Consider the following 21,155-nt stretch of genomic DNA (forward strand, 5'->3'; position numbering starts at 1 on the left):
TTTTGGTGAACGACAACATCCGCATCGTCGGCGCGCGCGTGCACAATCTCAAGGACGTGTCGCTGGAGATCCCCAAGAACAAGATCACTGTGTTCACGGGCGTCTCCGGGTCCGGCAAGTCCTCGATCGTGTTCGACACGGTCGCCGTGGAGGCGCAGCGGCAGCTCTACGGGACGTTCAGCTGGTTCATCCGCAACCTGCTGCCCAAGTACGAGCGGCCGCACGCCGACGCCGTCGACAACCTGACGACGCCGGTCATCGTCGACCAGAAGCCGGTCAGCGGCAACGCCCGCTCCACCGTCGGGACGATGACCGACATCATGGGAATGATCAGAGCGCTGTTCGCCCGGGAGGGCGGCAAGCCGGTCAACCTGTTCTCGTTCAACGATCCGAGCGGGATGTGCCCGGAGTGCCAGGGACTGGGCCGGGCGGTGCAGCCGGTGGTCGACCGGATGCTCGACCGCTCCAAGTCGCTGAACGAGGGAGCGATCCTGCTGCCCGGCTACAAGGTCGGCACCGTCTCCTGGCAGATGTACGGCGCGTACGAGGCGCTCGACCCCGACAAGCCCGTGCGCGACTACACCGACGAGGAGCTCCAGACCTTCCTGTACGGCACCGGCAAGGTGTCCATGGGCGGCGTGTTCAACATGACGTACGAGGGGCTGGTCAACCGGTTCGTCCGGCTCAACCTCAAGCGTGACACCAGCGAGAAGGCCCGCGAGGCGGCTCGGCCGTTCATCACCGAGGGCGTCTGCCCGGCCTGCGACGGAGCCCGCCTCGGACCCGAGGCGCTGGCCGTCCGCATCGACGGCCTGAACATCGCCGACTACGCCCGCATGCAGGTCACCGACCTGATCGAGGTGCTCGCCGGGCTCGGCACGCCCCTCGCGGCCGCGGCCCGCCAGGCGCTGGAGCGGGTGGCCGACATCGGGCTCGGCTACCTCAGCATGGAACGGCCGACCGCCTCGCTGTCCGGTGGCGAGGGCCAGCGACTCAAGCTGGTCAAGCATCTGGGCAGCACCCTGGTCGGCGTCACGTACGTCTTCGACGAGCCGAGCACCGGCCTGCACCCGCGCGACGTCGGCCGGCTGAACAACCTGCTGCGCGCCCTGCGCGACCGCGGCAACACCGTGCTCGTCGTGGAGCACGACCCCGACGTGATCGAGGTCGCCGACCACATCGTGGACGTCGGCCCGCGCGCGGGCGCCCACGGCGGCGAGATCGTCTTCGAGGGGCCCGTCGAACTGCTGCGCGAGGCCGACACGCTGACCGGACGGGGACTGCGCAGGTCCGGCGAGATCAAGCGGGACGTGCGGGAGCCGCAGGGCAAGCTGCCGATCGAGGGCGCCGGCCTGCACAACCTGAAGAACGTCTCGGTGGCCGTGCCCACCGGGGTGCTCACGGCCGTCACGGGCGTCGCCGGGTCGGGCAAGAGCAGCCTCATCGCCGGGGTGTTCATGACGACGTACCCGGAAGCGATCTTCGTCGACCAGTCGGCCATCGGCGCGTCCTCCCGCTCCACCCCGGCGACCTACCTGGGGTTGATGGACGGCATCAGGCAGCTGTTCGCCAAGGCCAACGGAGTGGCGGCGGGGTTGTTCAGCTTCAACTCCGACGGCGCGTGCGAGCAGTGCCAGGGCCGCGGCGTGATCATCACCGAGCTGGCCTACATGGACCCGGTGACGACCCACTGCGACACCTGCGACGGGCGCCGGTTCAAGGAGTCGGTGCTGGTCCACCGGCTGCGCGGCAAGTCGATCGCCGACGTGCTGGAGATGTCGGCCGAGGAGGCGGTCGGGTTCTTCAGCGAGAAGCAGCTGCGCACCAAGTTGCGCGCGCTGAACGACGTCGGGCTCGACTACCTGAGCCTGGGGCAGTCGCTCAGCAGCCTGTCGGGGGGCGAGCGGCAGCGGCTCAAGCTGGCGACCCAGCTCCACCGGACCGGCAGCGTGTACGTGCTGGACGAGCCCACGACCGGCCTGCACATGTCGGACGTCGACACGTTGCTCGGCCTGATGGACCGGCTGGTGGACCAGGGCAACACGGTGGTGGTCATCGAGCACAACCTCGACGTCATCTGCCGGGCCGACTGGATCATCGACATGGGGCCCGACGGGGGCAAGAACGGCGGCGAGGTGGTGTTCACCGGCACCCCGGCCGACCTGCTGGCCCACCCGTCGTCGCTCACCGGCGAGGCGCTGCGCCGGGTGGCGGGATGACATCCCGTGGTCTGATCCTGCTCCGTCAGAACCAGACCACGGTCTGACGCGGCGGGGGCGTCGCATCGGGGATCGTTGCGGCATGCTCACCTCGATCACCGTCGCGCTGTCCCTGCTGAGCGCGGGCGCGCCCGTCCCGGGTCCGGGCGCGCCCCTGCCGGGCACCTCCTCCCGGCCCGTGTCCTCCCGGCCCGTGTCCTCCCGGCCCGTGTCCTCCCAGCCCGTGTCCCCCGCCCTCGTCCTGCCGGCGCACCGGGCTGACGCGCACGGAGCTGACGCTCGCAGGACAGGCATCCGTAGAGCCGGCACGCTCGACTGGCGCCCGTGCCCCGGCGACAAGGTCGGCATGGAGTGCGCCGACCTGCAGGTCCCGGTCGACTGGCACAAACCGGACGGTCGGCGGATCACGCTCAAGGTGGGCCGCCTCCCGGCCACCGGCGCCTCCGAGGGCTCCCTCCTGGTCGCCTACGGCGGCCCGGGCGCCCCCGGCATCGCCATGACCCAGACGGCGGCGCACGGCTGGTGGACCGACCTCCGGCGGCGCATGGACATCGTCACCTGGGACACCCGCGGCTACGGCGAGCAGTTCGGCGGCCTCAGCACCGGCCTGCCCTGCACCTGGACCCGCCTCCCGCTGCCCGCCTTTCCGGCCGACGACGCCGACTTCGGCCGCCTGTCCGACGCCAACCGCGGCTACGCCGAGTCCTGCCGGGCCAAGGACCCCGAGCTGTTCGCCCACATGAGCGCGGCCGACCACGCCCGCGACATGGAAGCCATCCGCAAGGCGCTCGGCGCCGCCAAGCTCTCCTACTACGGCGCCTCCTACGCCGGCTTCTACGGCCAGAGCTACGCCCGCCTCTTCCCCGACCAGGTGCGCGCGATGGTGCTCGACGGCACCTGGAGCCACAGCACGGCCGACTACTCCGACGAGCTGGTGGCGATGGCCAGGAGCAACCAGGAGGCCCTCGACCGGTTCTTCGACTGGTGCGCCGGTGACGGCAGGTGCCGCGATGCCCGTGCCCAGTGGCGCCGCCTGGTCGCCCGGGCCGAGCGCGACCCCGTCCCGGCCAAGCGGGCCGGCATCGCCTACACCGGTCGCGACCTGCAGGCGTTCGCCATCAGCGCCGCCCGGCAGGGCGTCAAGGCCTGGCCGAAGCTGGCCGCCGACATCCGCGAGGCGTCGGCTGGAGACGCCTCCGGTTTCGTCCCGGCCCGCGGCCTCCGCTACCCCGACCAGTCGACCGGCGTCACCGAGTGCGCCGACTGGCCGCGCCCGGCCAACCGTTCGGAGCTGGAGGCGACGATCGCCCGCGCCCGCAGGGCCGCACCCGACGCCGGCACCGCCAACACCCTGGCGACAGGCACCCTCGGCTGCATCGGCTGGCCAGTGTCCGTGACCAACCCGCCCGCCCCGCTGCCCAAGGGCCTGCCCCCGCTGCTCGGCGCAGGCGCCTGGGGCGAGTCCGACGCCGTCCAGCGGGTGGTCCGGCAGGTGCCGGGCAGCGTCGTGATCCGTCACGAGGGCCCCGGCCACACCCTCTACGGCACCAACACCTGTGCCCGCGCCCACATGAACCGCTACCTCACCGACCTAGCCCTGCCCCCTGCCCGTACCGTCTGCTGACCCGACCGGCCCTCAGCGCACGCCTGCAGGGCCACCCGACCACACATACGTCCTCCGAGCCATCACCCACCAACCGGCCCCCCGCCCAGACCCCGCGGGACCATCACTCCACCCAACCGGCCGTCGGGCGTCACCCAGGCCGCGCGGGTCGCCGGAGGCATCACCCACGACGGCGGCGGGTCAGAGCTTCCTAGCCGTCACGAGGGCGAAGCTGAGAAACTCGCCGCCGTCCTCGGTCAGCATGTCGATCACCGGCTGGTGCGGCCCGGGGCCGTCCGGAGAGAGTTCGGCGCACGCCCGGGCCCACAGCAACCAGTCGTACCAGCCGTCCTCCTGCAACCGCGCCGAGGTGACCGTCACCAGGTCCGTGATCTCCCACTGGAAGCGCCACCACAGCGCGGTGTGCCAGGCGATCGCCTCCCAGCCGACGACCTTCTTGATATGCGGGGGGATCGCCCCGATGTCCCGCACCTCCCGGGTCATCCCGGGCGTCGCCATCCCGAGCTGTCCACCCGGCCGCAGAAACCGCACCAGATACGGCAGGTAACTGTCGGCCGTACCGAAATACTCGAAGGCGTCAATGCTCACGATCGCATCGAAGCTCGCCTCCTCGAAGGGCAGCGTGTGCGCCTCCGCCCGCACCGCCTCCACCTGCCCGCCGACCCCTGCCTCGGCGAAGACCGCCGCCGCTTCCTCCGGATCCACCCACCAGTCCGCAGCGACGACCCGTACCCCGAACTCCCTGGCCAGGAAGACCGAGGTGGCCCCCTTCCCAGAGCCGAGGTCCAGCACCCGCATTCCCGGCCGCAGTTCAAGATCTCCTAGCAGGTTCTCCAGCAACCACAGAGGATGAGGGCCCATGTCCAGCCGAAGCAACCAGGCCGGGTCATAGGTGGACGAACGTGGATATCGTGCGGGCCGTACGAGGTCTTCGAGAGCAGTCACGACACACGACCCAAGCCGCCGCGCCACCCTCGCGCAACTCCTTTCCGTCACCCCGCGCACCCCGCTGCCCGGCACGGACCAGTTCCCCGTTCCACACCCCTGCCCGGCACCAGGAAATTCGCCGTTCCACGCGCCCCTCGCGGACAAGAGTTGACCCCGATCGTTCCTAGGGTTCCCGGCATGACACAGGACACCACCCCCGTTCCCTTCCGCATCGACGTACCGCAGTCCGAGCTCGACGACCTGCGCGCCCGGCTGGCCGCCACCCGCTGGCCGGCCGAGCTGCCGGGCGTCGGCTGGAGCCGCGGCACGCCGGTGGCGCACGTCAAGGAGCTGGCCGACCACTGGGGCTCGGACTTCGACTGGCGGGCGCAGGAGCGGCGGCTCAACGAGCTGCCCCAGTTCACCACCGTCATCGACGGCCAGCGCATCCACTTCGCGCACATCCGCTCGACCGACCCGGACGCGCTGCCGCTGATGCTGCTGCATGGCTGGCCCGGCTCGTTCCTCGAGTTCCTGGACGTGGTCGAGCCGCTGCGCAAGGACTTCCACCTGGTGATCCCCTCGATCCCCGGGTTCGCGTTCTCCGCGCCGCTGGCGGAGCCGGGCTGGACGGCCGCCCGTATCGCCGGCGCGTTCGTCCGCCTGATGGCGCTGCTCGGGTACGAGCGGTACGGGGTCCAGGGCGGAGACACCGGCGCGTTCGTCGCACCGGAGATGGGCCATCTGGACGCCGGGCGCGTCGTGGGCATCCACCTCAACGCCATCCTGTCGTTCCCGGCGGGCGACGAGGAGGAGGACGCCCGCCTGTCGGACGTGGAACGGCAGCGGATCCAGGAGCTGGACGAGGCGACCGCCGGATACGTCGCGATCCAGTCACGTTCGCCGCAGACGCTCGCCTACGGCCTGACGGACTCGCCCGCCGGGCTGCTCGCCTGGATCTCCGAGATCTTCCACCGCTGGGCCGGCGGCCCCGTCGACCGTGACCGCTTCCTGGCGAACGTCACGCTCTACTGGCTGACCGGGACGGCCGGCTCCTCGGCCCAGGTCTACTACGAGCAGAGCCACGACCCGGCGGCGTGGGTGCCCAAGCCACGCGGCACGGTGCCGACGGGCGTGCTGCTCGCCGCCTCACACGAGTACGGCGTCCGGCCGTACGCCGAACGGGAGCACGCCATCGTCCACTGGTCACAGCAGCAGACCGGCGGCCACTTCTTCGCCCTGGAGGAGCCGACCCTGTTCGCCGAAGACTTGCGCACCTTCTTCCACAGCCTGACCTGATCCCCCACGGCATCCTGGGGCGAGACCTGCCCGGAGCCGGTGACGGCGGCGTTGTGGATCAGCACGTCAAGGTGGCCGAAGCGCCCCTCGCCCCGCCTCGCGGCCATCTCGACGGTGGCCGCGGCGGTGACGCCCAAAGTGACCGCGTGCGCGTCACCGCCCGCCTGGCGTGCCGCCGCCAGGTCAGGCGGTGGAAGCGTCCGCGGGGTCAGGCGGTGAAGGCGGCCGCGTTCTCGCGTACCCACTGCGCGAACGTGCGGCCGGGGCGGCCGGTCACCTCTTCGACAGTCGGCAGGATGGTGTCACCGGGGATCGGCGGGTCGGTCCGCATCGCCAGGAAGAACCCGATGTCATCGTCGGAGTAGCCCTCCTGCCGCCACTGCTCGACGACCTCCTCGGTGCTGAGCGGCACGTAACGTACCTCACGGCCGAGGACCTCACTGATCGTCCGAACCTTCTCGGCCGGGGTGAGCGCCTCGGGCCCCGTCAGCCAGTACTCCTTGCCGGCGTGGCCGTCGCTGGTGAGCGCCGCCGCGGCGACGGCCGCGATGTCCGCGTCGTGGATCATGGCGCTCTTCGCGTCCGGGAACGCCTCCCGCACGACCCCTTCGGTCCGTACGGCCTCGGCCCACTCCAGAGCGTTGGACATGAACTCGACCGGTGCCAGGGAGGTCCACTCCAGGCCGCCGGCCTCCACGGCCTCCTCCAGCGGGCTTTTGCCCACGTCGCCCTTCAGGATCGTCACCTTGCGCACGCCGGCCTCGCGGGCCAGGGCGACGATCTCGGGCCCGTTGGTGAGCGGGGAGAAGTCGGCCCCGTTGAAGCTGATCAGGTGCGCGGCGCCGACGCCGGCGAAGGCGGCGGCCAGGGTGGAGGTGTCGGCCAGGTTGCCGGCGACGGCCTCGGCGCCCTCGGGGAGGTTCGCCTTCGCCGGGTCGCGGGTGAGGGCGCGAACCCGGTGACCGGCGGCGAGGAGCTGCTCGACGAGGGGGCGGCCGACGTTCCCGGTGGCGCCGGCGACAAGGATGATCGGAGATTCGGATGTCATGGCGAGGACGGTAGAACGATTCGCGGTCAGGTTCTGTCCGCGAGACCTGTCAGGCTGGTGTCGTGCTGGAAACCTCGGCCCGGCTGCTGCGGCTGCTGGGCCTGCTGCAGACGCACCGCTACTGGTCGGGGGCGGAGCTGGCCGAACGGCTGGCCGTCAGCCCGCGTACCGTGCGACGCGACGTCGACAAGCTGCGGCTGCTCGACTATCCGATCGAGGCGACCGGCGGCGTGGGCGGCGGCTACCAGCTCGGCGTGGGCGCCTCGCTGCCTCCGCTGCTGCTGGACGACGAGGAGGCGGTCGCGGTGGCGGTCGGGCTGCGTACGGCGGCCGGTGGCGCGGTCACCGGCATCGCCGAGACGTCGGTGCGGGCGCTGGCCAAGCTGGACCAGATGTTGCCGTCGCGGCTGCGTCACCAGGTCACCGCGCTCAGTTCGGCGGTGGTCACCCTGCCGATGCGGGGCGCCACGGTGGACGCCGCGACGCTGACCTCCATCGCGGCGGCGGTGCGCGACAGGGAGCGGCTCCGGTTCGACTACGTGGCGCACGACGGCTCCGCCAGCGAGCGGGACGCGGAGCCGTACCGGCTGGTGAGCGGCGGGAGGCGGTGGTATCTCCTCGGGTGGGACACCGGCCGCTCCGACTGGCGGACGTATCGGGTGGACAGGATGTCGTTGCGCGTCCCGAACGGCCCCCGATTCACGCCGCGGCCCCTACCGGCCGAGGACCTGGCCCACTACCTGACCGTGGCCACCACCACCAGCCCGCACCGCTATCAGGCGGTGCTGACCATGTACGGCTCGGCCAGGGAGGTGGCCGACGAGGTGCCGCCCACGCTGGGCGCGGTCGAACCGATCGACGACCGGACGTGCCTGCTGCGCATCGGCTCCGACAGTCTCGACCACCTCGCGGTGTGGGTGGCTGCCTTCGGTTTCGACTTCGACATCCACGAGCCGCCGGAACTGGTCGAACACCTCCGCGCCCTCACCACCCGCCTCCACCGGGCCGCCTGGCCGCCCCACGACTCACCCAGCCCAGCCACGGGCCCGCCCCCGGCCCGTGCGGCCGACGGCCCGCCGCCACCAGCGGACCGGCCACCGCCTCCGCTTCGGCCGCTCTGAGAACAGCCGCAGCCGCCGCCATGAGGCCACGCCCAGCCCGGCTCACACGGCGGAAAGGCGCGGCTTGCCTGCCGCTCAGCCTCCGCCTGACCTCGTACGCGACCCGCCGAAGGGGCCACGGCGGCGCGATCGACGCCGTGCTGGAGCTGCCGCACCTGCCTGTGACGTGCGCGTGCCCGGCCACCTGACCGAGAGATCCGGCGCAGCGCGGAGAACGGTCCGCCCAAGGCGGACCCAGCTCACGAAAGCCACCTTCGGCCAGCCGAGAAGCCGTCCGTACGCGGTGGCTGCCGGCCTGACGACATCGAACCCGATCCCCGAGGACCCCCATGGACACCATCTCCCGCCGGAGCTTGAACCGGGCCACGCTGGAGCGCCAGCTTTTGCTGAAGCGTGCGGCGGTGCCCCCGCTCGACGTGGTCGAGCGGCTGGTCGGGCTGCAGGCGCAGGATCCCGACCCGCCGTACGTGGGGCTGTGGAGCCGTGTCGTCGGATTCCGGCAGGACGACCTCACCCGGCTCCTGTACGAGCGGAGCGTGGTGCGGGCGACGCTGTTCCGGGGCACCCAGCATCTCGTGTCGGCCGCCGACTACCTGTGGGTGCGGCCCTTGCTGCAGCCGATGCTGGACCGGTGGCGCAGGGGGGCGTTCGGCCGGGGGACGGCCGGGGTGGACCTGGCCGAGCTGGCCGAGGCCGCCGCCGCCCTCATCGGCGCCGGGACGCTGAGCAGGCCGGAGCTGGGCCGCGCGCTGGCCGAGCGCTGGCCGGGTCGCGACCCGGTGGCGTTGGCCCGTTCGGTGCAGGGCCTGCTGCCGGTGGTGCACCCGCCACCCGACGGGACGTGGGGCAGGCGGGGCACGACGCCGTTCGCGCTGGCCGGCCACTGGCTGGGCGAGGCGGCGCCGACCGCGTTCTCGTCTGGTGACCTGGTGCTGCGCTACCTGGCCGCGTTCGGGCCGGCGTCGGTCAAGGACGTGCAGGCGTGGAGCGGGATGACCCGGTTGCGCGAGGTGGTCGAGGGGCTGCGGCCGGCGCTGCGGACGTTCCGCGGCGAGGACGGTGGCGAGCTGTGGGACCTGCCGGACGCGCCCCGCCCGGATCCGGACACTCCGGCGCCCGTCAGGTTTCTCGCCGCGCTCGACAACGTGGTGCTCGGCCACGCCGACCGCTCCCGCCTGATGACGGCCGACCAGCGACCGCACGTCATCGTGGACGCCGCCCTGACCGTGGACGGGTTCGTGCGCGGGCTATGGGCTGTCAGGCGGTCGAAGGACGTGGCCACGCTGGTGGTCAGGCTGTTCGCACCGCTGTCGGGTGCCGAGGAGGCGGACGTGGCCGAGGAGGGCGGTCGGCTGCTCCGGTTCACGGCGGGGGACGCTGCCTCCCACGAGATCCGCTTCACCACCGTCACCTGACGTCCGTCCCTGGCCGGCTCCGGGGCGTCCCTTGAGTCGGCGTCGTACGGTCCGCGGCGACCTCCGGGGCGTCCCTTGATCGGGCGTCGTGCGGTCCGGGCGACCTCCGGGCCGCCCCGGGGAGCGGTCAGCCCGCGGACCCGCAGAACGCCTTGACGGCGATGCCCATGACCTCCTCCGTCGAGGGGTTACGCGTCGAAGGGTTGATCGACATGACCAACGACTTGCCCGAGTCCGAGCGGAACGCGAACGTCAGGTACCCGATGAGCTCACCGCTGTGCCCCCACACCTTGCCGCACGGCAGGGTGTACGACTGCAGGCCGAGCCCGTAGCCGAACCCGGCCCCCGTCTCGACGGTCGTGCGCATGGCGCGCAGCGATGCGGCGCTGGTCAGCTTGCCGCTCAGCAAGGCGGACAGGAACCGTTCCAGGTCCGCCGTGGTCGAGATCATCTCTCCCGCCGCCCAGTCCAGTGAGGGGTTCATCCGGGTCGCGTCCACCAGGCCGGGCATCGGCTCGTACCCCTTGGCGTGCGGCGCCGGCAGGCCGGGCCGGTCGCCGGGCACCACCGTGTGGCGCAGTCCCAGCGGTCGCAGGATGCGGAGCTTGACCTCCTCGCCGTAGGCCCTGCCCGTCAGCTTCTCCACCAGCAGGCCGAGCACCACGTAGTTGGTGTTGCTGTAGTGCCATCTGCCGTCGTCGGGGAGCTTCTTGGCGAAGGCCACGTCGAGCAGCTCGCCCGGCTGGTAGGAGCGGAACCGCGCCTCGCCGCGCCACCGGTTGGTGGAGTATCCCGGCTCGCTCATGTAGTCGTACAGGTGGCTGGTGTGGTCGAGGAGTTGGCGGACCGTGACGCGGTCCCCGCCGGGGACCAGGCCGGGCAGGTGCCGGTCGATGGGGTCGTCGAGCCGCACCTTGCCCTCGTCCACGAGCTGGAGCACCACGGTCGCGACGAACGTCTTGGTGACGCTGCCGATCCGGAAGTACCCGTGGGGCGAGGGCCGGCCGCCGCGCTTGACGTCGCGGACTCCCACGGCGCCGGACCACGTCCGGTCGCCGTCGGACACCCGCGCCAGCGCGGCCGTCGCCCCCTTGCCCGCCACGATCTTCTCCAGTTCGGGGCGGACCCCGGCTCCGTGGCTGCCTGCCGTGACCGCAGCCGCCACCAACACGTTCATCACCGTCTGCATCATGGGATCAACGCTAGGGACGGCGGGGACGCGGCGTAATGCGGTGCTCCGTCCACTCCTGCTGCGGAAAACCACAGGGAGGCGGACGCCTGCGGTCTCAGCCGACCATGCCGCCGGGCGTCCGGGTGTGGTCGCCGTCGCGCAGGCGGTCGAGGCGGCTCATGACCGGCGTGGCGGTGATGCCGTGCAGCACGATCGAGGCCAGCACCGCGAAGGCGACCACGGCCCACAGCTCCTCCTGTGGCACGCCGAAGTCGGCCAGGCCGAGGGCGAAGGCCAGGTAGTACAGCGAGCCGATGCCGCGGATGCCGAAGAAGGAGATGACGGCCCGCTCGCGGGGGCCTGCGGGGCCGCGTGCCTGGGCCAGCCACCCGGTCAGCGGCCGGATCACCAGGAGCAGCAGGAGCGCGACGGCGGCGCCGCGCCAGGTCAGCGGGGCGAGGCCGCCGACCGCGACGAAACCGCCGAGGAGGAGGAGCAGCCAGGCCGTGAGCAGCCGCTCGATCTGTTCGATGAATCCGTGGAGGATGCCGTTGTAGCCGTGGCTCCGTTCGGCGTTCCGGATGGTGCAGGCGGTGACGAAGACGGCGATGAACCCGTAGCCGTGGACCAGCTCGGTCAGGCCGTAGGCCAGGAACGTGCTCGCCAGGGCGACGAACCCGTCGCGGTGCTCGGCCAGCCGCAGGTTCGCCTTCCTGGTGTGGAAGAACAGGCGGCCGAGCAGCTTGCCGATGAGCATCCCGCCCAGCACTCCGGCGGAGACCCGGTAGAGCACGTCGTTCAGCGCCCATTCGCCCATCCAGGCGGTTCCGCCGGTCGTGGCCAGGGCTATGGCGGCGTAGACGATGGGGAAGGCCAGACCGTCGTTGAGTCCGGCTTCGGAGGTGAGGGCGAACCGGACCTCGTCGTCGGCGTTCTCGGCATCCACGGGCTCGCCCACCTGCACGTCGGAGGCCAGCACCGGGTCGGTGGGCGCGAGCACCGCGCCGAGCAGCAGGGCGGCTGCGAGCGGCCAGCCGAGCAGCCAGCTCGCGGCTCCGGCGAGGGCCACGATGGTCAGCGGCATGGTCCAGCCGAGCAGTCGCCAGGTGGAGGACCATCGGCGCAGGCCGACCTTGCGGTTGAGGGCCAGGCCGGCGCCCATCAGGGAGATGACCACGCAGATCTCGGTGATGTGTTCGAGCGCGGCGCGGTGCGCGACCGGGTCGGGCTCCAGCACCGGGAAGGGGAGCAGGAACAGCGCCATCCCGCCGAGCAGGCAGGCCAGGGGGAGCGAGAAGGGCAACCGGTGCAGCACGGCGGGCAACGACGCGGCCAGCAGCGCGCCCACACCGCCGAGGGCGAAGACGAGGTCGGGGTTGCTCACCCGTGCTCACTTGCCGGGCCGTTCCCTCCCAAACGGGGGCGACGCCCAAACGGGGGTGAAGCGTTTCCGAAGCCGCGGGGCGGCCTCAGCGGACCGTGTCGTCCGGAGAGCGGGTGGGGGTGCCGTGCCAGCTGCTCCACAGGGCGGCGTACGAGCCGCCCGCCGCCACCAGCTCGTCGTGCGAACCCAGCTCGCTGATCCTGCCGTCCTCCACCACCGCCACCCGGTCGGCGTCGTGCGCCGTGTAGAGGCGGTGCGCGATGGCGATCACCGTCCGGCCCTCCAGCACGGCGGCGAGGGAACGCTCCAGGTGGCGGGCGGCACGCGGGTCGATCAGCGAGGTGGCCTCGTCGAGCACCAGGGTGTGCGGGTCGGCCAGCACGAGCCGGGCCAGCGCGAGCTGCTGCGCCTGGGCCGCGGAGACGGCGAGCCCACCGGAGCCGACGACCGTGTCGAGGCCGTCGGGCAGGGCGAGCACCCAGTCGAGGGCGTCCACGGCGGCCAGCGCGTCGCGCACGGCCTGGTCGCCGGCGTCCGGCCGGGCGATGAGCATGTTGTCGCGGAGCGTCCCCTTGAACACGTGGTGCTCCTGCGTGACGAGCGCGACGTGGCCGCGCAGCTCGTCGAGGGGCAGCTCGACGAGCGGCACGCCGCCGACGGACACGGACCCGGCCCGCGGCCCGTGGATGCCGGCCAGCAGCCTGCCCAGCGTCGACTTGCCCGCCCCGGAGGGGCCGACCATGGCCAGCCGCTCCCCCGGCCGCACGGTCAGCGACACGTCGTGCAGCACGTCGCGGCCGGCACGGTAGGCGTAGTGGACGCCGGACGCCTCCAGCAGCTCCCCGGAGGGGCGCGCCGGGGACGGCTCGCGGTCGTCGGGCACGTTGGCCACACCCAGCAGCCGGGCCATGGCCGCCCCGCCCACCTGCAGCTCGTCGATCCACATGAGGAACCGGTCGAGCGGGTCGACGAGCTGCTGCGCGTACAGCGCGGCCGCCGTGACCTGCGCCAGCGACACCAGGTCGGCGCCGTAGAACAGCCCGCCGACGAGCAGGGTCGCGGCCACCGGGAGCACGTAGCCCAGCTCGATGGAGGGGAACCACCTGGTGCGCAGCCCCAGCGTGTAGCGTTCGGCGGCGAACGAGCGGGCGATGTCGCGGTCGGTCCGCTCCCGGCGGCGCGTCTGCAGGCCCAGCGCCTCGATGGCGCGAGCGCCCTCCACGGTCTCGGCCAGGCCCTCGGTCATGTCGGCGTAGGCGGCGTTCTCGCGCAGGTAGCCGTCGCGGGCCCGCTTCAGGTACCAGCGGGTGGACAGCCACAGCAGCGGGGCCGCGATCAGCATCGGCAGCATGAGCAGCGGGCTGACGAGCAGCACCGCGCCCAGGGTGATGGTGCAGGTGACGGTCGCGATCAGCGTCTCGGGCACCGCGTGCCGTACGGTCCTGGACAGCGAGTCGACGTCGCGGGAGGTCCGGGTGATGAGGTCGCCGGCCCCGGCCCGCTCCACGGTGGACAGGGGCAGCGCCAGCATCCGGTCGACGAACTCCTCACGCAGCTCTGCCAGCACCTTCTCGCCGAGCCTGGCCGAGGCGAGCACCGCCTGGCGCACCAGCACGCCCTGCAGGATCAGGAAGGCGCCGATGCCGAACGCCACCAGCGTGACGTTCGCCGCTGCGCCGTCCTTGACGTCCTGCACCAGGCCGCCGAGCTGCCACGGGACGGCCAGCCCGGCCACCGCGGCGAGCCCGTGCAGGGCGAGGGCGACGGCGAGCCGGCGCGGGTACTTCAGCGTCAGCCGCCGGGCGTAGGCGCGCACCTGTCTGCTGTCGGCGACCGGCAGGATCTCGCGGGCCATCCTCAGTCTTCCCCTCGGGTCACGGTCGCGGCGTAGGCGGGCGAGGAGCCGAGCAGCTCCCGGTGCGTGCCCTCGGCGTGCACCCGGCCGTCCGCCACGTAGATCACATGGTCGGTGCGGTCGAGCACGAGCGGGCTGGTCGTGCAGACCAGCGTGGTGCGGCCGGCCCGCGCCTTGGCGAGCCGGTCGGCGATGCGGGCCTCGCTGTGGGCGTCGACGGCGCTGGTCGGCTCGACCAGGATGAGCACCTCCGGGTCGGACAGCAGCGCCCTGGCCAGCCGCAGCCGCTGCTGCTGGCCGCCGGAGAACTCCCGCCCGGCCTCGGCCACCTCGGCGTCCAGCCCGTCGGGCAGCGCGTCGACGATGTCCTCGGCGCAGGCGGCGTGCAGCGCCTGCCTGATCTCCTCGTCGGAGGCGCCGCCGCGGACGTCGAGCTCGTCGCGCAGCCGGCCGGTGAACAGCCGGGCGCCGTTGTCGGCGACCAGGATGCGGGAGCGGACCTCCTCGACGGGCAGCGCGGCCAGGTCGGCCGAGCCGAAGGTGACGTCGCCGTCGGTGTAGCGGCCCAGCCGGTCGGCGATGGCGATGGCGTCCTCCGGCGCGCCGGCGGCGACCGCGGTCAGCGTGCCGGGCTGGAGAGTGAGACCGCTGTAGGTGTCGCGCAGCACGCCGCCCTCGCTGGTGCCGGCGCCGCCGGACACCTCGGGCTCGATGGACAGGATGCGCACCACCCGGCGGGCGGCCACGTGACCCTTGGTCAGCTTGTCGGCGGCCTCGGTGAGGGTGCGCATGGGTCCGACGAGGAACACCGCGTACGTGTAGAACGACACCAGCTCGCCGGGCGTGATCTGCCCGGCCACGGCGAACGACGCGCCCACCCCCGTGACGGCCGCGACGAGCAGGCCGGGCAGGATGATCTGCGCGCCCTCCAGCAGCGACTCGACCCTGGAGACCGCGACGCCGGCGTGCCGGACCCGCTGCGACTCCTCCCGGTAGCGCTCGGCGAACACCTGCTCGCCGCCGATGCCGCGCAGCACCCGCAGCCCGGCCACGATGTCGGCGGAGCGGGTGGACAGCTCACCGGTGAGGTCGCGCTGCGCCTTCTGGCGCCGGTGCAGCGGCCGCAGCAGTGGCCCCACCGCCACGAGCATGATCGGCACCCCGAAGAGCACCATCAGGCCGAGGGGCAGCGAGGTGGCGATGAGGATGACGGTGACGGTGGCGATCGCCACGACGGAGCCGACGCCGCGCAGCAGGATGTCCATCGAGCTGCCGATGTGCGCGATGTCGGAGTTGCCGACGCTGACGACCTCGCCGGTCGACAGCCGTTTGGGCAGCGTGGCGCCGAGCCGGGCGGCCTGCCTGGCTGTCACCTGCACCGTGCGGTAGGCGGCGGCCAGCCAGTTGTAGACCGCCATCCGGTGCCGCATGATCCCGGTGTAGGCCTGCGCCAGACCCAGCCCGAGGAGGATCGCCGACCAGGTGAGCAGGGCGCGGCCGTCCTTGGCGGTGAGGGCGTCGATGCCCTTGCCGAGGACTGCCGGCACCAGGGCCTGCGCCACCCACCAGGCGGTGGCGAAGGCGATCCCACCGAGGAGCGGACGAAGCTGCGCGCGCGCGTTCCACCACAGGTAGCGGAGCGGGCTGCGGATGTCGGGCAGGCCGGGATCGGCCTCGGGTAGGGAGCGCATAGCCCGTCAAGGTTGACAAACGGCGATCGCGCCCAGCAAACCATTTTCGCATCGTGAGGCCCGTCGTCCTGCGGCATTCGGAGTCAAGGGCGGGTCAGGGGGCGCGCCGGGCGAGCCGGGTGCGGAAGAATCGGTGCCTGTGAGGCACCGGTACACCAACAGCACGGTCGGCGACGGCGCCCTGGTCGTCAAGTGTTATCAGGGTCCTGAGGCGGCGTTCCGGCTGCGGACGGAGAGCAGGTTCCTGCGCCGGCTGAAGGGACGGCTCCCGGTGCCGCCGGTCCACACGATCACCAGGACGAGCGTGACCACGGCGTTCGTGCCCGGGGCGCACGGCCAGGACCTGCTGGACGAGGGGCGGGCCGCCGAGGTGCTGGCCGCCTGCGGGCGGATGCTGGCGAGCATCCACCGGCTGGGCATCGTGCACGGCGACTACGGCCCGCAGAACATGCTGTTCGACCCGGTGACGTGCGAGCCGGTGGCGATCCTCGACTGGGAGTGGGCGCACCCGGGCCCGCCCGTCGAGGACCTGTCGTGGTGCGAGTGGATCGTGCGCACGCACCACCCGGAGCACGTGCCGCTGCTGCCGGCCTTCTTCGACGCGTACGGCTCCGCCGCGCCGTCGTGGGCCATGCCGTCCTGGCGGGAGCGGCACGCCGCCATGCTGGAGCGGTGCGGCGCGCTGCTCGACTTCACCTCCCGCTGGGAGCCCGGCGGCGACGGCGAGCGGCTCTGGCGCCACCGCCTGGAGGCCACCGCCGCCTGGACCGCCGGCTGACCGGCCCGTTCAGCGAGGGCTCACCGACATACAAGTGCGCACAGCGACGCCGTGCGAGGTCGGCGGACCTCGCACGGCGCGGCGGCTGTGCCGGCGGGTGCTACTTGGCGCTGGCCTTCAGGTAGTCGCTGTTCATCTGGGCGATCGTGTCCAGCGGGATGCCCTTGGGGCAGACCGCGGTGCACTCGCCGGTGTTCGTGCAACCGCCGAAGCCCTCGGCGTCCATCTGGTCCACCATGGCCTTGGCGCGGGTGAGGCGCTCCGGCTGGCCCTGCGGCAGCAGGCTCAGGTGGGTGATCTTTGCGGCGGTGAACAGGGAGGCGGAGCCGTTCGGGCAGGCCGCCACGCAGGCGCCGCACCCGATGCAGGTGGCGGCGTCGAAGGCGGCGTCGGCGTCCTCCTTGCGCACCGGCACGCTGTGCGCGTCGGGCGCCGACCCGGCCGGCACCGAGACGAAGCCGCCGGCCTGGATGATGCGGTCGAACGCCGACCGGTCCACGACGAGGTCCTTCACCACCGGGAACGGCGCGGCGCGCCACGGCTCGATGGTGATGACGGCGCCGTCCTCGAAGTGACGCATGTGGAGCTGGCAGGTCGTGGTGGCGCGCTGCTCGCCGTGCGCGACGCCGTTGATGACCATGCCGCACATGCCGCAGATGCCCTCGCGGCAGTCGTGGTCGAAGGCGATCGGGTCGTCGCCCTCGATGATCAGCCGCTCGTTGAGGACGTCCAGCATCTCCAGGAACGACATGTCCGGCGACACGTCCTCCACCCGGTACGTCACCATGCGTCCGGAGTCGGTGGGGCCGCTCTGCCGCCAGACCTTCAGGGTCAGGTTCACTTGTAGCTCCGCTGGGTCATCTTGACGTACTCGTACTCGAGCGGTTCCTTGTGCAGCACGGGTACGCCGTCGGGCGAATACTCCCACGCCGACACGTGCGCGAAGTTCTCGTCGTCGCGCAGCGCCTCGCCGTCGGCGTCCTGCGACTCGGCCCGGAAGTGGCCGCCGCACGACTCGGTGCGCACCAGGGCGTCGAGGCACATCAGCTCGGCCAGGTCGAAGAAGTCGGCGACGCGGCCGGCCTTCTCCAGCACCTGGTTGAGCTCCTCGGCCGTGCCGGTCACCTTGACGTTCTCCCAGAACTCCGTGCGCAGCTCGGGGATGCGCTCCAGCGCCTTGCGCAGCGTCTCCTCGGTGCGCTCCATGCCGCAGTAGTCCCACATGAGCCGGCCCAGCTCGCGGTGGAAGGAGTCGGGCGTGCGGGTGCCGTTCACCGACATCAGCCGCTCGATCTTGGACCGGACTTTGATCTCGGCCTCGGCCACGGTCTCCTCGTCGACCTCGCCGAACGGCCCGGCCGCCAGGTAGTCGCCGATGGTGGTGGGCAGCACGAAGTAGCCGTCGGCCAGGCCCTGCATCAGCGCCGAGGCGCCGAGGCGGTTGGCGCCGTGGTCGGAGAAGTTGGCCTCGCCGATCACGAACAGGCCGGGGATGGTGGACTGCAGGTCGTAGTCCACCCACAGGCCGCCCATCGTGTAGTGGACCGCCGGGTAGATGCGCATCGGCGTCTCGTACGGGTTCTCGCCGGTGATGCGCTCGTACATCTCGAAGAGGTTGCCGTACTTCTTCTCCACGGCGTCGCGGCCCAGCCGGTTGATCGCGTCGCGGAAGTCGAGGTAGACGCCGAGCCCGCCGGGGCCGACGCCGCGGCCCTCGTCGCAGACGTTCTTGGCGGCCCGTGAGGCGATGTCGCGCGGCACCAGGTTGCCGAACGCCGGGTAGATGCGCTCCAGGTAGTAGTCGCGCTCGTCCTCGGGGATGTCGCCGGGTGCGCGGTCGTCGCCCTTGCGCAGCGGCACCCACACGCGGCCGTCGTTGCGCAGCGACTCCGACATGAGCGTCAGCTTCGACTGGTACTCGCCCGACACCGGGATGCAGGTGGGGTGGATCTGCGTGTAGCAGGGGTTGGCGAAGTACGCGCCGCGCTCGTGCGCCCGCCAGATGGCCGTGGTGTTGCAGCCCTTGGCGTTGGTGGACAGGAAGAACACGTTGCCGTAGCCGCCGGTGGCCAGCACGACCGCGTCGGCGACGTGCCGCTCGATCTCGCCGGTCACCATGTCGCGGACGATGACGCCGCGGGCCCGGCCGCCTGCGACGATCAGGTCGAGCATCTCGTGCCGGGTGAACATCTCCACGGTCCCGGCCGCCACCTGCCGCTCCAGCGCCTGGTAGGCGCCGAGCAGGAGCTGCTGGCCCGTCTGGCCGCGGGCGTAGAAGGTCCGCGACACCTGGGCGCCGCCGAACGAGCGGGTGTCGAGCAGGCCGCCGTACTCGCGGGCGAACGGCACGCCCTGGGCCACGGCCTGGTCGATGATGTTCACCGAGACCTGGGCCAGCCGGTAGACGTTCGACTCGCGGGCGCGGAAGTCGCCGCCCTTCACCGTGTCGTAGAACAGCCGGTAGATGGAGTCGCCGTCGCCGCGGTAGTTCTTGGCGGCGTTGATGCCGCCCTGCGCGGCGATGGAATGCGCGCGCCGGGGCGAGTCCTGGTAGCAGAACGACTTGACGTTGTAGCCGAGCTCGCCGAGCGTGGCCGCCGCCGAGCCGCCCGCCAGGCCGGTGCCGACCACGATGACGTCGAGCTTGCGCTTGTTGGCCGGGTTGACCAGCTTGGCGCCGAACTTGCGCTTCTCCCACCGTTCCTCGATGGGCCCGGCGGGGGCCTTGGTGTCGCGGATGTCGGCGCCCGCTACGTACTTCACTTGAGCACTCCAAAGGTGATGGCGAGCGGCGGGGCGAGGAATCCGACGACGAGGGCCGCGGACAGCAGCGCCGCGGTGGCCTTCAGCGCCTTGTACCGGGTGCGGTTGGCCCAGCCGAGCGTCTGGAAGGCGCTCCAGACGCCGTGCCGCAGGTGCAGGCCGACCAGGGCGACGGCCACGACGTAGAGGAGCGTCACCCACCAGCGCGACGGCTCGAACCCGGCCATCATCCGGTCGGCGGGCGTGGAGTCGAAGCCCTTGGGGTTGACCACGCCGAAGGTCAGGTCGAGGAGATGCCAGACGAGGTAGAGCAGGATCGTGACGCCACCGAACCGCATGATGTGCGTGGTGTAGCCGCCCGCCTGCGACTTCTTCACCGCGTACCGCACGGGCCTGGCCTTGCGGGCCCGGCGGGCCAGGGAGATCGCCGCCCACATGTGCAGGACGACTGCGACGACGAGGCCGATCTCCAGGATCGTCAGCACCGACCGGTACGGGAAGATGGGCTCCAGCAGGGTGCGCAGCGCGTGGGCGTACTCGTTGAACGAGTCGCGGCCCATGAAGATCTTGAGGTTGCCCAGCATGTGCAGGACGAGGAAGCCGACCATCACGGCGCCGGTGACGGCCATGACGGCCTTCTTGCCGTTCGAGGAGGCCAGGAAGCCGCCGGTCCGCCTGGACCCCGGCCTCTTCGACGGCGGTTCGGACTTGGGGGTTCTCACAGGCGCGGTGGCGGCGCCGCGCTCTATCGTGGCAGTCACGTCTTCTGACGCTAGGTAGCGGGCGATGATCCGTCCAAGTCATCACAGGCCTGGTTTCCATAGCCTTCGGCTATGATGTCTGGTTTGTACGGCTGGCGTGGCGAGGCGCCTCCGGCCAGTGCGAGGAAAATCACATGCAGTTGCAGCAGCTCGCCTACTTCGTCGCCGTGGCGGAGACCAGGCACTTCACCCAGGCGGCCGAGCGGATGCGGGTCGCGCAGCCGTCCCTCAGCAAGCAGATCAAGGCCCTTGAGGCCGACCTGGGCGCTCCGCTGTTCTCCCGCGCCCGCGGCAACGTGACGCTGACCGCGGCGGGAGAGGCGCTGCTGCCGCTCGCCCGCCGGATGCTGGCCGACGCCGACACCGCCCGGCAGGAGGTGGCCGAGCTGGCCGGGCTCCGCCGGGGCCGGGTGCGGCTCGGCGCCACGCCGTCGCTGTGCGCGGGGCTGCTGGCCGACGCGCTGGCCCGCTTCCACCGCGACTACCCGGGCATCGAGCTGCTGGTGGAGGAGGGCGGCTCGCGTGACCTGGTCAGGGCGCTGGCCCGGGGCCAGATCGACCTGTCCCTGATCATCATGCCGTTGCAGAGCGATGACCCGTCGCTGGTGACGGAGGAGATCCTGCGCGAGAACCTCGTCGTCGCCGCGCCCTCACACCAGCGGACCCGCCGGCCGTACCTGCGGATCGAGGAGCTGCGGGGCCGGCCGATGGTGATGTTCCGGCGGGGTTACGACGTGCGGGAGGCGACGCTGAGCGCGTGCCGGCAGGCGGGGTTCGAGCCGACGCTGGCCGTGCAGGGCGGCGAGATGGACGCGGTGCTGCGGTTCGTGGAGGCCGGGCTGGGCGTCGCCGTGGTGCCGTCGATGGTGCTCGACGGGCGGCCGGGCCTGGTCGGGACGCCGTTGGCGCCACCCGGGCTGAACCGCACGATCGCCCTGGCGCACCGCAGGGACGTGGAGCCCGCCCGGGCGGCGCGGGCCTTCCGGGCGACGCTGCTGTCCTTCGTGGCCGAGGCCGGTCACGACGGGACGCTTCCGCAAGGGGTCGAACTCATCGCAGAATGAGCAGCGACAGTCCGACTTCTGAGAAGCAGGCGTGG

Annotated in this window: 16 protein-coding genes; 7 read left to right on the plus strand and 9 right to left on the minus strand. The window is 71.9% G+C overall.

Annotated features, from left to right (window positions below; genetic code table 11):
• The first annotated feature begins 5 nt into the window (after nt 1–5).
• The gene (locus ACGF0J_RS17440; RefSeq protein ID WP_393146813.1) at nt 6–2,219 is read left to right on the plus strand and encodes an ATP-binding cassette domain-containing protein; all 2,214 of its coding nucleotides are present in this window, start codon (nt 6–8) and stop codon (nt 2,217–2,219) included.
• Between the two features lie 82 nt (nt 2,220–2,301).
• Nucleotides 2,302–3,843, plus strand: coding sequence for an alpha/beta fold hydrolase (locus ACGF0J_RS17445; protein WP_393146815.1), 1,542 nt, complete (start codon nt 2,302–2,304; stop codon nt 3,841–3,843).
• Between the two features lie 180 nt (nt 3,844–4,023).
• Here the strand turns inward: ACGF0J_RS17445 and ACGF0J_RS17450 are convergent, their stop codons facing one another.
• Nucleotides 4,024–4,683 carry an SAM-dependent methyltransferase gene (locus ACGF0J_RS17450; protein ID WP_393146817.1) on the minus strand — a complete coding sequence of 220 codons (660 nt, stop codon included), beginning with the start codon at nt 4,681–4,683 and terminating at the stop codon, nt 4,024–4,026.
• 285 nt (nt 4,684–4,968) lie between these two features.
• On the opposite strand from ACGF0J_RS17450, the gene ACGF0J_RS17455 reads away from it, so the two are divergent.
• A complete protein-coding gene (locus ACGF0J_RS17455; protein ID WP_393146819.1) occupies nt 4,969–6,069 on the plus strand; it encodes an epoxide hydrolase family protein in 1,101 nt (366 codons plus the stop codon).
• A gap of 208 nt (nt 6,070–6,277) precedes the next feature.
• Here ACGF0J_RS17455 and ACGF0J_RS17460 read toward each other — a convergent pair whose 3' ends face one another.
• The gene (locus tag ACGF0J_RS17460) at nt 6,278–7,117 is read right to left on the minus strand and encodes an NmrA family NAD(P)-binding protein (RefSeq protein ID WP_393146821.1); all 840 of its coding nucleotides are present in this window, start codon (nt 7,115–7,117) and stop codon (nt 6,278–6,280) included.
• 62 nt (nt 7,118–7,179) lie between these two features.
• Between ACGF0J_RS17460 and ACGF0J_RS17465 the strand changes: the two genes are divergently transcribed.
• A complete protein-coding gene (locus ACGF0J_RS17465) occupies nt 7,180–8,238 on the plus strand; it encodes a helix-turn-helix transcriptional regulator (RefSeq protein WP_393146823.1) in 1,059 nt (352 codons plus the stop codon).
• A 329-nt stretch (nt 8,239–8,567) separates the two neighbouring features.
• Nucleotides 8,568–9,653: a winged helix DNA-binding domain-containing protein gene (locus ACGF0J_RS17470; RefSeq protein WP_393146824.1), complete on the plus strand. Its 1,086-nt coding sequence runs from the start codon at nt 8,568–8,570 to the stop codon at nt 9,651–9,653.
• Nucleotides 9,654–9,780: 127 nt separating this feature from the next.
• Here the strand turns inward: ACGF0J_RS17470 and ACGF0J_RS17475 are convergent, their stop codons facing one another.
• The 4 genes from ACGF0J_RS17475 to ACGF0J_RS17490 form a co-directional block, all read right to left on the minus strand.
• The gene (locus ACGF0J_RS17475; RefSeq protein ID WP_393146826.1) at nt 9,781–10,845 is read right to left on the minus strand and encodes a serine hydrolase domain-containing protein; all 1,065 of its coding nucleotides are present in this window, start codon (nt 10,843–10,845) and stop codon (nt 9,781–9,783) included.
• 94 nt (nt 10,846–10,939) lie between these two features.
• A complete protein-coding gene (locus ACGF0J_RS17480) occupies nt 10,940–12,208 on the minus strand; it encodes a cation:proton antiporter (protein ID WP_393146828.1) in 1,269 nt (422 codons plus the stop codon).
• An 85-nt stretch (nt 12,209–12,293) separates the two neighbouring features.
• Entirely contained in the window at nt 12,294–14,063 is a 1,770-nt protein-coding gene (locus ACGF0J_RS17485; RefSeq protein ID WP_393146830.1) for an ABC transporter ATP-binding protein, read from the minus strand.
• 2 nt (nt 14,064–14,065) lie between these two features.
• Nucleotides 14,066–15,754 carry an ABC transporter ATP-binding protein gene (locus tag ACGF0J_RS17490; RefSeq protein ID WP_393146832.1) on the minus strand — a complete coding sequence of 563 codons (1,689 nt, stop codon included), beginning with the start codon at nt 15,752–15,754 and terminating at the stop codon, nt 14,066–14,068.
• A gap of 139 nt (nt 15,755–15,893) precedes the next feature.
• Here ACGF0J_RS17490 and ACGF0J_RS17495 point away from each other — a divergent pair, with 139 nt between their 5' ends.
• Nucleotides 15,894–16,532, plus strand: coding sequence for a phosphotransferase (locus ACGF0J_RS17495; RefSeq protein ID WP_393146834.1), 639 nt, complete (start codon nt 15,894–15,896; stop codon nt 16,530–16,532).
• A 100-nt stretch (nt 16,533–16,632) separates the two neighbouring features.
• On the opposite strand, the gene ACGF0J_RS17500 is transcribed toward ACGF0J_RS17495, so the two are convergent.
• The 3 genes from ACGF0J_RS17500 to ACGF0J_RS17510 are packed head-to-tail and all read right to left on the minus strand — an operon-like array spanning nt 16,633 to nt 20,056.
• Nucleotides 16,633–17,373 carry a succinate dehydrogenase/fumarate reductase iron-sulfur subunit gene (locus ACGF0J_RS17500; RefSeq protein ID WP_393146836.1) on the minus strand — a complete coding sequence of 247 codons (741 nt, stop codon included), beginning with the start codon at nt 17,371–17,373 and terminating at the stop codon, nt 16,633–16,635.
• Nucleotides 17,370–19,295, minus strand: a complete 1,926-nt coding sequence (locus ACGF0J_RS17505; RefSeq protein ID WP_393146838.1) for a fumarate reductase/succinate dehydrogenase flavoprotein subunit — start codon at nt 19,293–19,295, stop codon at nt 17,370–17,372. Before ACGF0J_RS17505 ends, ACGF0J_RS17500 begins: the two co-directional genes overlap by 4 nt.
• Entirely contained in the window at nt 19,292–20,056 is a 765-nt protein-coding gene (locus ACGF0J_RS17510) for a succinate dehydrogenase cytochrome b subunit (RefSeq protein ID WP_393146840.1), read from the minus strand. Before ACGF0J_RS17510 ends, ACGF0J_RS17505 begins: the two co-directional genes overlap by 4 nt.
• Nucleotides 20,057–20,190: 134 nt before the next feature.
• On the opposite strand from ACGF0J_RS17510, the gene ACGF0J_RS17515 reads away from it, so the two are divergent.
• Nucleotides 20,191–21,120, plus strand: a complete 930-nt coding sequence (locus tag ACGF0J_RS17515) for a LysR family transcriptional regulator (RefSeq protein ID WP_393146842.1) — start codon at nt 20,191–20,193, stop codon at nt 21,118–21,120.
• Nucleotides 21,121–21,155 lie beyond the last annotated feature (35 nt).

It is taken from the genome of Nonomuraea sp. NPDC047897 (assembly GCF_043204415.1).
Classification (GTDB): domain Bacteria; phylum Actinomycetota; class Actinomycetes; order Streptosporangiales; family Streptosporangiaceae; genus Nonomuraea.